The organism is Streptomyces sparsus, from assembly GCF_054776295.1.
The window spans coordinates 1-11,277 of sequence record NZ_BAAHCA010000074.1 but is presented as its reverse complement, the minus strand read 5'-3'; the positions used below and the strand labels follow the sequence as shown (position 1 = coordinate 11,277).

Sequence of the window (11,277 nt, the reverse complement as noted above, 5' to 3'; positions counted from 1 at the left end):
GCCGCTCCCCGGGGACCTGCGCCGGGGCCGCGGCCGGGCTCTCGGGCGCCCGGGAGGGGGCCTGCCGTCCCTCCAGCCAGTGTTGGGCGGCGATCTCGCGCAGCGCCAGCAGGCCGGCCGGATCCTCACCGCAGACCCGGGCCATCGCAGCCACGGCCTCCTGCGGCGGTAGGGACCTACCGTTCAGGTACCTCTGCCACGACTTCGCGCTGTATCCGGTCCGCGCGGCCAATTGCCGCGAGCTGAGCCCGCTGCGGTCCTTCAGCCCGCGTAGCCGGACGATCAGCTGACGGGCGGGCGGAGGCAGTTCCGCGGGCAGTTCCTTCCAGCGGGGCACGCTTTTCCCATCACGTTCCGGACCGCAGGCGCGGCCTCCATACGTCGCTCTCATTCTGCACCAGCTGTCACGGGCGACACAGTGCGGGAACCGGCCGCAACAGCCCGGCGGACCTCCGCCCGGGTGCGGAACCGGCCGTTCCTCCGGCGCCGTGGTCCCGCCGCAGGGACTTGGCGGTCGGCGTCCCCGCAGGCCGGAACGCGGGACGTCTCGGGACGGGGTCACTTCCGCGGCAGCTGTAGCCGACCGCCGCGCCGCTCCCGCAGTCTCGTTGCCGAGCCGGCCGGATGCGGTCGGCGCCGTTCACGCTGCCTGACAGGAGTGTTCCCATGATGCCGAACAGAAAGCTGACGGCGGCCTGCTCACCACCGGACTGGCCGTGACCGCGATCCCGCTGACGGCACCCTCCGCATCCGCCAGAAGCATGCATGACTGCGCCTACCCCAGCGTGTGCCTGTACGGCGGCTCACACTCCAGCCGCAACGTGTCCGGGTGGTTCCAGGACTCCTGATACCAGAACATCCCGGACGGTGGCCGGAACCGGGCAGGCACGGTCGTCAACACCCTTGACGACGCTCCGTCAGAGAGGCGGAGGCGGAGGGCGGGCGACTCCGCCCAGAAGGGCGTCTCCGAGACCAACACGAGGTGGAGCCTGGTTGGCTCCGGGCACGCCAGATCCGAGGCCAGATTCCGTCTGCCTCGCGAAATTGAGCGACATCCACGAAACCCTCAGCAGGAGTTCGTAAAGAAGTCGTCTCCGAGAAATGAACCACGGACCAGAAGGATTGAATCGTGCAACGAGTATCCATGTCGACCCGCATGCGGATCGGAGTGCTGGGGGCACTGTCCCTCCTTGCCACTGCCGGCCTGACGGCCAGCCCGGCGATGACCACCCCGGCCCACGCCGCCTACGGACCCTGCAATACCACCTCATGGCGTGACGTTCCCACTCTCGGCGGGAAGAACGACTACAAGATTCCGGCCCGTTCGGGAAATGGGATCTCCTGCTACCTGAGCTACTACGAGGGTTCTTCCTCGGCAGTCAAGGCTCTTCAGCAGGCCATCATCATCTGCTACCCCGGCACCTGGGCCTCCACGAAGGTCCACAACTCCGGTGGCGTCGACGGTATCTACGGCAACGGCATGGTCGAGGCAGTGAGGTGGCTCCAGATCAACAAGCTCAACCTCGCCGGCAGCGCGGACGGCGCCTACGGTCCCCAGACACGAGGGAAGATGCGGTGGCCCCACTATTACGATCGTGGTGCGCTGCTGAACTCCTGCAGCAACCCGTCCACGCTCTGATCCGACCGGCCGAGCCATATCCGATGACGTTGCCGGACTGCCCGAGGGGCACTGTCGACGCACAGCGGATGCGCAGGCTGCGGCGGGGGACGAAACCGCCGCGAGGGACCTGGCCGGAAAGCCGGCTGCCGGGGAGGAAAAACCCCTGAGTCGTACCACCAGGTTCTGATTCCGGGGTCTGTCCACCGCATCCCGGAATGTGCCTCGGCGTGAGTCAACGAAGCGACGCCGCCAGGCAGTCGTCCTGACATGCCTGGCGGCGTTGTCAGTAAATTCTCGAAACAACAGAAAGTTCAAGACTGCCATATGGGGCAGCCTTCATATCGGCGAGGAAACAGTGCACAAGCGACGGATGGTTTTTGCGGCCTCTATGGCCGTCATGGGACTCGCGCTCTCGGCCTGCGGCGGAGATGAGGAAGAGGCGGCGGTGCAGGATTCACCACCGGCGTCGGCCCCGCCCGCGCCGAGCAGCGAAACCCCGGCTGCCGATGACAACAGCGGAGACGCTGGTGGCACGCCGGCCGAGGGAGACGTCGCAGAGCCGGGGACAAAGCTCAAGGTCGGCGACAGGGCAGTCCTGCCGTTCGAGTACACCAGCGACAAGAAGGGCACCATCGCCGTAACCGTCACGGCGATCGAGAAGGGCGCCGAGGCCGACATGGCCGCCTTCGGTGAGAAGGCAAAGGGCATGACGCCCTACTTCATCAAGATGAAGGTCGAGAACGTTGGCGGCACCGACCTGTCGTACGCGTCACTGAAGCTGGACGGCGTGCTGGAGGACGGTGCCGGCACCGGCGTCATACTGATGGGTGACATCCCGGGCAAGTGTGACAACGAGGTCGCGCCCTCCGAGTTCAAGACCGAGGGCGCTTCGTACGAGACCTGCGCGCTCAGCGCCACGAGGGGAGCGCCCGTCACCGGCGCCAAGTTCAACGAGGGCGACGCGTACAGCAGCAGCCCAGTCATCTGGGCCAACTGAAACCACGCGCATGCGCCTTACCGGTCCGGCCAGCCAGAACCATGTCTGTCGGGCCAGTAGCGGCGGCAACCCTCGCCGTCACCGTCGGCGACACGAGAGGGGCAGCCGGTCGCCGCAGGGGATCTGCCCGAACTCCATGCAGGCCCGTCCGGCAGAGACCCCGAAGCCGCAGGCCTCCTGGTCGGTCACCTGCCGAGCCGGTACCGGTGACCGACCGGGCCGTCCGGTTCTCCGTCGGCCGGCCTGATCGTGAACAGCAGGACGGACAAGCCCCTGGGCCCGATGCTGAGATCGTCGCGCTGGCGCAACCGCTGGATCTCTCGGCTGCCGGTGACGAACAGGGCGTGCGCGTCGGATCGGCGGTGACTGTGACGACTGCACCCCACAACGTCGAAGGCCCCCGCTGCGGACAGCGGGGGCCTTCGACGTTGTGCCCGGTGAGAGCACGGCGGAGGATACGAGATTCGAACTCGTGAGGGGTTGCCCCCAACACGCTTTCCAACTGTGTTGGTGGGGTGGTGGGGTGTGTGCGGGAGCGTTCACCTGCGTTCATTGGCGGTTCGGCACCAGGCTGGGATCGGCTCCGGGCCTCGGCTGAACGCCGGTGAACCTGACTGAATGAGACGGAAACTGAGACGGGCCCGTCCGACGGCCGTTGTCAGTGGCCTCGCCTAGTCTCCGGCCATGAGCATGATCGGTGAGTACCTGCGTGTCACGACTGCTGAGCTTGACCGAGCCATCCAAGATCCTGACTGGGCTTTGGACTTGGTCGAAGAGGTCCAGGACGCGGAAGAGGAGACGGAGCCTGCGCCGGCCGAAGCGCGCCACTTCAGCACGTACAAGACCTGGGACATGCTCCGCTTCCTGCTGGCGCGTGCCGAGTTCCCAGTGAACGTGATCCACGGTGAGGAGCCGTTCGCCGAAGATGAGGATTGGGGGTACGGGCCTCCGAGGTACCTGAGGCCTGAGCGGGTCCGGCTCGCGGCGGAAGCTCTACGGGCTACCAGCTATGCCCAGCTCATCAGTGGTGTGGATCTTGCTGAACTGACCAGCGCCGAGGTGTATCCGCTCGGATGGAGTGAGGCCGACTCGCTCGAGTGGGGGCTTCCCTGGTACGACGGTCTCACACAGTTCTTCGAGGCCGCAGCCACGGCGGACGACGCGATGCTCGTCTGGCTGGACTGACGCGCCACGACGCGGTGAGACCTCAGCTTGGGAAGTTCGGGTTCTTTGGGGGCGGTCGCTGCGCTCACCTGCGGCGGAGTCACGTTGGGAGTCCTGGTCGCACCGCGGTAGCTTCCCGCTGTTCCCCGTGGTTCCCCGCAGGATCTGGCACGCAAAAGGCACGGCCCCTTCGTCCCTTGGCGGCGTCCCGGAGTGTCGGTACCTCAGCCGACGACAGCCCGCCACGACGTCGGGCCAGCCAACCGACCAGGCGCGCGTGTGCCTCGCGGTACCCCCACCGGCCTCAGCCACGCTGCCATGCCGTCGACCAGAGCAAGCTGCGCCGACGGAAGCGTGGTGGGTGAGACCTTGGGTGAGGACCTCTTCGTCCCGAAGCAACCGGGACGGGGGCGCTGCCTTGGGCCGCTGCGTGACTCACCTGCCTCGTTGGTCCGCAGACGTTCGCGCTCGTCCGCCTGTGTTCGTCGGCGTTGTCACGCAGTTAGACACTCACCTGCCGCGACTCCCGCTCACTTCTTGCGGCGCTTGCTCGCACTCTTCTTGGCTCGGCTTGGTCGCGCTTCGTCAAGTCACCTTGGTGGGGGTAGTAGCGCGACGTGCCCCTGGCCGGCGATGAGACTTGGGACGCCCGTCTCCTGACTCTTCGTCAGGGTTCGCCTCAGGCGCGAGCACTGCTCTGGCAAAGAGCACAGATCTGGCCGACGCAGGGTTCGACTACTTTCTGTCCTACCTGGCGCAGTCGACTGTAACCTTGAAGGAGGGCATGAGGCGATGACTGCAACGACGGAGGCGATGATGCTGCGAACGTCAAACTGGCGCGATTGGTATCATTTCCGCCATCAGCAAGCATGTTTTGAGTCTGGTAATGCCTTCGAAGATTACGTTTCTAAAGTGCTATATCACTTCCACGACGACTACCTGAATCCGGCGCCGTCTGGCTCGCTGGGGGACGGCGGGTGCGATGGATTGGCCGAGTCCGGCACAATCTTTTACGCCTGTTATGGACAGAGGCCAGGTCGTGATGCTGAGCGAGAGCTAGCAAGAAAGATCAACTCGGATTTCAGTCGTGGATTGGCTGAATGGGACACCTTTCATACGTGGAAGTTTGTGACGAACGCGCCAGTTGGGCCCGTGGCATTGAGGTCCATCACTCAATTGCAGCAAGCGCACGGCCCGTCCTCCACCCGACCGCTTACAATCCGAGTTGTAACACCAAATAGACTCTGGACGGAAGTGGTGGGAACCCTAAGCGATACAGTTCTCGACTCACTCTTCCCGGGCGCGCCTGGAATCGAAAATATTGAGCTTTCAGATCTGCTGCCCCTGCTTGATACCCTCGGCACCCATGATTCGGCTGCCGAAGTCGGTGGAAGCGTGTTGCCCGTTCCAGCTACCAAAATGGAATTCAACACCCTTCCTGAGGCGAGCCGTCTTGAGTTTAATGCCGGGCGACTTCTGGCTCCACGCATCGATCGCTGGTATGCCGAGTCCTCTGACCCAGATCTCTACGATGCACAGGGAGAGCGGTTTCGAACCCTCTATAAAGAAGCTAGATCGATTACTGCCGATCCTGCAGAGATTCTTGAGCGGCTCTACGTATCGGTGGCTGGTGGCAACTTCCGGATGGATGGGAAGCGCGCCAATGCGGCTTTCGCTGTAGTTTCGTACTTCTTTGATTCGTGTCATATTTTTGAAATGCCGCCGGTTCCAAGATCAACATCCGGGGAGGGAGTTGCCTGATGCTTTTGCCCACTAAGGGAGTTTCGCCGGAACGCGCCCTGATGACAATCGGATCGGAGATCCTAGAGGAATTGCGTGACCCAATGTCGGTGTCGGGATTGTGGGAGCGATACAATACTCGACAAGACGCGACAAGCAGGCTTCATCGGGTTACATTCGACTGGTTTTCGCTTGCGCTGGCAACCCTCTACGCAATGAGGGTTGTGGACGTGTCGGATGGTGGCTATATCAGGACTTCCCATGTTTCTCAGTAGGCTCACTTCATCCGATGCCAGATTTAAAACCCTAAGCTTTCATGAAGGGTTGAATATCCTTGTAGCTGATCGCACAGAGGCGTCGGCGCAGGGTGATAGTAGGAACAGCATTGGCAAGACAAGTTTCGTCAAGATCTTGCGGTACGTCCTTGGCGGCGATTTGCCTCCAGATTTCAAGGCCCCTGAGCTTTCAGATCATAAATTCATTGCGTCTCTTTCACTCCCAGCGGTAAGCGGTGATGTTAATGAGACGGTGACTGTCACGCGTTCCGTCTCACCTACGACAAGAGTCGACGTGTCCGGCTGGTCGGCTTCTGAGGGGGCGCGAGACCTCCACGTTGACGTGTGGCGCAGTATGCTGAGTCGGAATGTGTTTCGAATCCCTCCAAACGTGAACCGGCCGACCGCCGGCCAAATTTGGGGGCAGCTAATCCGAACTTACTTCGGCAACCCCATCAAGGGTCATCAGTCTGAGGCTGACTGGGAGTCCGGGGTCAAGCTCGGGTTCATGCTGGGGTTGGCACCGGAAATCTTGGGTAAAGCTGGTGACCTGGATCGCCTTACGAAGCAGGGTAAGGCGATCCGTAAAGCAGTAAGAGACGGGGCTATCGCACACCTTTCTCTCGATGAATCAGCGCTTCGCGCTCAGCTTGCGACAGCCCGTCGCCAGAGAGACCGCATGCAGGAAAGCATGCGTTCTTTCAGGGTTGATGAGCAGTACGCCAGTCATCAACAAGAGGCCGACGGTCTTAGTGGTTCGATTCAGAGGCTCAACGATGAAGCCTTGGCTTTGCAGCGCCGATCACGTGAACTTGATGAAGCGTTGCGCGATGAAGTGGTGGCTTCTGAGAGCAATGAGCTAACTGCGAAGCTCGCGCGTGTTTATGCCGAGATTGGGCTCGTACTCCCAGACGTTGTCAGTAGGCGCTACGACGAGGTAGCTGTCTTTCACGAGTCCGTTGTTCGTAATAGGCGCTCATTCTTGGAGCAAGAGCTCAACGCGGTTACGTCCCGCCTCGATGCCATTGATATAGAGCGTCGAGCGCTAGACCGCGCGCGGTCCCAAGTTATGCAGATTCTCGAAGAGACTGTCGCGCTCGACACCTTTATGAGCATGCAACGTGATCTCGCCAAACAAGAGGCAAACATCGCGGACTTGGAACGACGTCTTGAAGATGCGAATTCGATCAGCACAATTAATGACACAGTCAAGCTTCGGACTGCAGAACTAATTGCCTCTGTTCGAACTGAAATGAACGAACGGGATGAGAAGATCGATGAGTCCGTTTTACTGTTCAGTGAGCTCGGTGCGGAAATCTACACCGACCGCGAGGCCTCTCTCTTGGTGTCTTTGACACCTAAGGGAATCCTCAGTGTGGAGCCGAGGATCTCAGGCGACGCTAGTACCGGCGTCCGGAGTGTTGAGACTTTCATGCTCGACGTCGTGTGCGAGATTGCGGCCATTAAGGCTCGAAGGGCCCCGCGGGTGCTCGTTCATGACAGCCATCTCTTCGATGCCATCGATGGGCGACAGGTTGCCTCTTGCCTTAATATCGGCGCGAGGCTCGCGGAAGAACACGGTTTCCAATACATTGTGACGCTCAACTCTGACTTTATTGCGAGCGTAGAAGCGCAAAGTGATGGTGCCTTTGACGCCGCCCCTTACGCCCTGGACACTAGACTGACGGATGAAAATGATGAGGGAGGCCTCTTCGGATTCCGATTCGACTAGTCCACGGAAGCAAACGGCCAAGGGCTCAAATCTCACCTTCCCCCCGGCTCTCACTTGCTCCCATCCCGTCCGTGACCCACACACCGTGGAGCGGGCGTGGTTCATGGCGTCCAGGTGGAGCGCGCCACTGTACGAACGACCTGGACGCCATGGGCCGCGTCTGCTCGGCTCTGCCTGGGCCGATGGCGGACGGGATGGGAACTCCCCGCGCACGCTCCTACGGACCCGCAGCGCCCGACGGCGCCCCCTCTCATCCCGGTGCCGGCCGATCCTCGCCGGAGGCATTGCTTCGGCCCTCCCTGGCCTGCCCAAGGTGCTCGCCTTACCGTTCTCGGCTCGTTCATCGGCGCGCGGCACGACCCCCGGCCGGGCTGGAGCGGGGCGGAGACAGGAGCGCAGGCCCGGCCGGGGGCCGGGGCGCGCGCGGTGAGCGGAGCGAGCCGCCTTGAAGGCTTAGAGAAAGTTGTTACTCACTCTGGTCGCTGTCGCTGTCGCGGGCCTTGGTGCGGTTGTGGGCGACGCGTTGGCGGTGGCGTTCGATCTCGTAGGCGACGGTCTCTGCTGCCTGGACGACGAGATGCAGTCGGCTGAGGACGTCTTTGCGGGCTTTGTCGATGAGGTCGCGGTGTGTGGGTGTCATAGGGGCGCTGGTGCCTGCGGGCGCCCAGTTGTTGAGGCTGCTGTGGCGGTGGACGACGTCTTGGCAGGCGCGGATGACGTTGTTCATGGCGGTGGTGATCTCGTACCGGTACAGGATCTCGTTCTCGTCGGCCGGTTCGGTGGGCTGGATCATGGGCGGTGTCCCTGGGGGTGTGCGGGGCTGACGGTGAGGAGGTAGCGGGTGGTGTCGTCGAACGCGGTGAACGTGTAGCTGCCTCCCTGGGCGAGGATGGCCAACGCGTGCTCGTGCTCTGCGTGGTCGTGGAGCCACTGCCGGACGGGCCCGGCCTCCCATGGGTCGAGCTGGTCAGCGATGTGTGCCGCGCGGTGGCGTAACCAGCGCAGTGCGAGACGGGGCGTGGTGGCCCGTCGTGTGCCGAGGGGGATGGTGCGGTGCTCCGCTGGGAGGTAGGCCAGGGCTTCGGCCCAGCAGCTCGGCGCAATCCGCAGAGGCGGGGCGGTCAGCATGCGGTGGCCTTGTCGTCCATCTGCTGCGGGTGGCGCTCTGCGAGGTGGGCGGTGACGGTGTGGCCGTGAGCGTGGCGGGTGACGGCCAGCTCAGTGGTCAGCATCGCGACGATGGCCAGTCCGCGGCCGTGGGTGTCGTCGGGTGCCGGCTGGGTTGGTGAGGTGGGGGCCGCTGGCGCTGTCTCCTCGGTTGGAGACATTGGGGCTGCGCTGGGTCGATGTGGACCTGGACCACGAGTACCTGAAGCTGCGCCGGAACCGGCTGCGCCCGAAGTACGAGCACGGGTGCAAGGAGGTAGATCCCTGCGGCAGGAAGGCCGGGTACTGCCCGGACCGCAAGCAGGCGCGGCGCGAAACGAAGAACACCAAGTCGCGCGCCGGCCGTCGCGCGGTGCCCCTGCCGGGCCCCCTGGTCGTAATGCTGCGCAAGCACAAGGAGGTCCAGGCGCGGGAGCGCAAGACCGCCGGCAACCTGTGGACCGAGTCCGACTACGTGTTCACGAAGCCGCTCGGCGGGCCGCTCAGCCCGAACACGGACTACCACGACTGGAAGAAGTTGCTGGAGGACGCTGCGGTACGTGACGCGCGGCTGCATGACGCCCGTCACACCGCTGCCACCGTCCTCATGCTGCTCGGCATCCCAGACCGCGTGATCGACCAGATCATGGGCTGGGAGGCAGGTACCTCCTCACGGATGCGCGCCCGGTACCTGCACGTGCCCGATGCCATGCTGAAGGAGGTGGCGCAGAAGATCGCAGACGCCATCTGGGGGCCCGCACCGAACGCCCCTATGGACAAAGACCAGAACAACGAGCGCTGAGACAACGTCGGAGGCCCCCGCTGCGGACAGCGGGGGCCTTCGACATTGTGCCCGGTGAGAGCACGGCGGAGGATACGAGATTCGAACTCGTGAGGGGTTGCCCCCAACACGCTTTCCAAGCGTGCGCCCTAGGCCACTAGGCGAATCCTCCGCCGCAAACAATACAAGACGTGGAGCAGTGCTCGCGAACACGGTCCCGGGCATGATCGTCAACCGATCCGGGTGAGGTGTCCCGGGTGGGAGGGTGGCTCGATCCACGGTCCGGTGTCGGGTAGGGTGGGCGCAGCCCCTCACGTGGCGCTATCTGACTGAACTCCCCCAGGGCCGGAAGGCAGCAAGGGTAGGTTGGCTCTGGCGGGTGCGTGAGGGGCGTTGTCGTTCCCGGAGGCCGCCCGTGGTCCGGGGCTCCGGAGGTACGTCCGCGTGCCGGGTCGGCAAGGTCGGTCCCGGCTGTGGCGGACGCCACACGGGGGTGGGTCCGGTGAAGTCGGCGGGCTGCCGGGCGTGGTGGGGTTCTCGGGGGAGTGAGGGCGGGCCGGGGGCGTCCGGATGTCAGCCGGCTCCGCTACCGTCGTACCCGTGTCGTCCCTCGCCCTGTACCGCCGCTACCGCCCCGAGACCTTCGCCGAGGTCATCGGGCAGGAGCATGTCACCGACCCCTTGCAGCAGGCGCTGCGCAACAACCGCGTCAACCACGCCTACCTGTTCAGCGGGCCGCGTGGTTGCGGCAAGACGACGAGCGCGCGCATCCTGGCCCGCTGCCTGAACTGCGAGCAGGGCCCCACCCCCACCCCGTGCGGCACCTGCCAGTCCTGTGTGGACCTGGCGAGGAGCGGCGGCGGCTCGATCGACGTGATCGAGATCGACGCGGCCTCGCACGGTGGTGTGGACGACGCGCGTGACCTGCGGGAGAAGGCGTTCTTCGGGCCCGCCTCCAGCCGGTACAAGATCTACATCATCGACGAGGCGCACATGGTCACCCCGGCGGGCTTCAACGCCCTGCTGAAGGTGGTCGAGGAGCCCCCGGAGCACCTGAAGTTCATCTTCGCGACGACGGAGCCCGAGAAGGTCATCGGCACCATCCGCTCGCGCACCCACCACTATCCGTTCCGTCTGGTCCCGCCGGGCACGCTGCGCGACTATCTCGCCGAGGTCTGCGAGCGGGAGGCGATCCCGGTCGACGAGACGGTGCTGCCGCTGGTCGTGCGGGCCGGCGGCGGTTCGGTCCGGGACTCCATGTCCGTGATGGACCAGCTGTTGTCCGGCGCCGCGGCCGAGGGCGTCACGTACCCGATGGCGACGGCGTTGCTCGGTTACACCGACGGCGCGCTGCTCGACTCGGTGGTGGACGCGTTCGCCGCCGGGGACGGCGGGGCGGCCTTCGAGGTCGTCGACCGGGTCATCGAGGGCGGTCACGACCCGCGGCGCTTCGTCACCGACCTGTTGGAGCGGTTGCGTGACCTGGTGATTCTGGCGGCCGTCCCGGACGCCGCCGAGAAGAGCCTGATCGACGCGCCGGCCGATGTCCTGGAACGCATGCAGGCGCAGGCGTCGGTACTGGGCGCGGCCGAGCTGAGCCGCGCCGCCGACCTGGTCAACACGGGTCTGACGGAGATGCGCGGGGCGACCTCGCCGCGTCTCCAGCTGGAGCTGATCTGCGCCCGGGTGCTGCTGCCCGCGACCTACTCGGACGAACGCTCGTTGCAGGCCCGCCTGGACCGGCTGGAACGCGGCGTGCAGGCGGGCGCCCTGTCCGCCGCCCCGCCCGCGTCCGTCCAGGCTCCGCCTGCGCCCGCGCCA

General features: G+C 64.4%; 10 protein-coding genes, 1 tRNA gene, 1 other RNA gene and 1 pseudogene. 9 read left to right on the top strand and 4 right to left on the bottom strand.

Annotated elements, in window-relative coordinates; genetic code table 11:
- The coding region (locus ACYVE9_RS07015) for a helix-turn-helix domain-containing protein (RefSeq protein ID WP_461026856.1) at window positions 1-391 on the bottom strand (391 nt) is incomplete at its 3' end.
- 738 nt (window positions 392-1,129) lie between these two features.
- Here ACYVE9_RS07015 and ACYVE9_RS07010 point away from each other — a divergent pair.
- The 6 genes from ACYVE9_RS07010 (at window position 1,130) to ACYVE9_RS06985 (ending at window position 7,529) form a co-directional block, all read left to right on the top strand.
- Window positions 1,130-1,639 (top strand): peptidoglycan-binding domain-containing protein, encoded by a 510-nt coding sequence (locus ACYVE9_RS07010; protein ID WP_461026855.1) that lies wholly within the window; start codon window positions 1,130-1,132, stop codon window positions 1,637-1,639.
- 379 nt (window positions 1,640-2,018) lie between these two features.
- Window positions 2,019-2,618 (top strand): hypothetical protein, encoded by a 600-nt coding sequence (locus ACYVE9_RS07005; RefSeq protein WP_461026854.1) that lies wholly within the window; start codon window positions 2,019-2,021, stop codon window positions 2,616-2,618.
- Between the two features lie 684 nt (window positions 2,619-3,302).
- Window positions 3,303-3,803, top strand: a complete 501-nt coding sequence (locus ACYVE9_RS07000; protein ID WP_461026853.1) for a YfbM family protein — start codon at window positions 3,303-3,305, stop codon at window positions 3,801-3,803.
- Between the two features lie 771 nt (window positions 3,804-4,574).
- The gene (locus tag ACYVE9_RS06995) at window positions 4,575-5,543 is read left to right on the top strand and encodes an ABC-three component system protein (RefSeq protein ID WP_461026852.1); all 969 of its coding nucleotides are present in this window, start codon (window positions 4,575-4,577) and stop codon (window positions 5,541-5,543) included.
- Window positions 5,543-5,797 carry an ABC-three component system middle component 6 gene (locus ACYVE9_RS06990; protein WP_461026851.1) on the top strand — a complete coding sequence of 85 codons (255 nt, stop codon included), beginning with the start codon at window positions 5,543-5,545 and terminating at the stop codon, window positions 5,795-5,797. The genes ACYVE9_RS06995 and ACYVE9_RS06990 overlap by 1 nt, the downstream gene beginning before the upstream one ends.
- A gap of 508 nt (window positions 5,798-6,305) precedes the next feature.
- Window positions 6,306-7,529, top strand: a complete 1,224-nt coding sequence (locus ACYVE9_RS06985; protein ID WP_461026850.1) for an ABC-three component system protein — start codon at window positions 6,306-6,308, stop codon at window positions 7,527-7,529.
- 466 nt (window positions 7,530-7,995) lie between these two features.
- On the opposite strand, the gene ACYVE9_RS06980 is transcribed toward ACYVE9_RS06985, so the two are convergent.
- Both ACYVE9_RS06980 and ACYVE9_RS06975 read right to left on the bottom strand, forming a co-directional pair.
- The gene (locus tag ACYVE9_RS06980; RefSeq protein WP_461026849.1) at window positions 7,996-8,322 is read right to left on the bottom strand and encodes a hypothetical protein; all 327 of its coding nucleotides are present in this window, start codon (window positions 8,320-8,322) and stop codon (window positions 7,996-7,998) included.
- The gene (locus tag ACYVE9_RS06975; protein ID WP_461026848.1) at window positions 8,319-8,657 is read right to left on the bottom strand and encodes a hypothetical protein; all 339 of its coding nucleotides are present in this window, start codon (window positions 8,655-8,657) and stop codon (window positions 8,319-8,321) included. The genes ACYVE9_RS06980 and ACYVE9_RS06975 overlap by 4 nt, the downstream gene beginning before the upstream one ends.
- A 193-nt stretch (window positions 8,658-8,850) precedes the next feature.
- On the opposite strand from ACYVE9_RS06975, the pseudogene ACYVE9_RS06970 reads away from it, so the two are divergent.
- Window positions 8,851-9,477 (top strand): annotated as a pseudogene (locus ACYVE9_RS06970) (tyrosine-type recombinase/integrase); the annotation flags it as partial.
- A gap of 66 nt (window positions 9,478-9,543) precedes the next feature.
- Here the strand turns inward: ACYVE9_RS06970 and ACYVE9_RS06965 are convergent.
- A tRNA-Ser gene (locus ACYVE9_RS06965) sits at window positions 9,544-9,628 on the bottom strand.
- A 130-nt stretch (window positions 9,629-9,758) separates the two neighbouring features.
- Between ACYVE9_RS06965 and ffs the strand changes: the two genes are divergently transcribed.
- Both ffs and ACYVE9_RS06955 read left to right on the top strand, forming a co-directional pair.
- Window positions 9,759-9,857: signal recognition particle sRNA small type (ffs, locus tag ACYVE9_RS06960), an RNA gene on the top strand.
- 199 nt (window positions 9,858-10,056) lie between these two features.
- Window positions 10,057-11,277, top strand: a 1,221-nt coding sequence (locus ACYVE9_RS06955; RefSeq protein WP_461026847.1) for a DNA polymerase III subunit gamma and tau, incomplete at its 3' end; no start/stop codon positions are given.

Coding starts and splice junctions, on each gene's coding strand:
- ACYVE9_RS06980 (WP_461026849.1), bottom strand. CDS start 8,322: ATGATCCAGCCCACCGAACCGGCCGACGAGAACGAGATCCTGTACCGG.
- ACYVE9_RS06990 (WP_461026851.1), top strand. CDS start 5,543: ATGCTTTTGCCCACTAAGGGAGTTTCGCCGGAACGCGCCCTGATGACA.
- ACYVE9_RS07005 (WP_461026854.1), top strand. CDS start 2,019: ATGGGACTCGCGCTCTCGGCCTGCGGCGGAGATGAGGAAGAGGCGGCG.
- ACYVE9_RS06985 (WP_461026850.1), top strand. CDS start 6,306: ATGCTGGGGTTGGCACCGGAAATCTTGGGTAAAGCTGGTGACCTGGAT.
- ACYVE9_RS06975 (WP_461026848.1), bottom strand. CDS start 8,657: ATGCTGACCGCCCCGCCTCTGCGGATTGCGCCGAGCTGCTGGGCCGAA.
- ACYVE9_RS06995 (WP_461026852.1), top strand. CDS start 4,575: ATGACTGCAACGACGGAGGCGATGATGCTGCGAACGTCAAACTGGCGC.
- ACYVE9_RS07000 (WP_461026853.1), top strand. CDS start 3,303: ATGAGCATGATCGGTGAGTACCTGCGTGTCACGACTGCTGAGCTTGAC.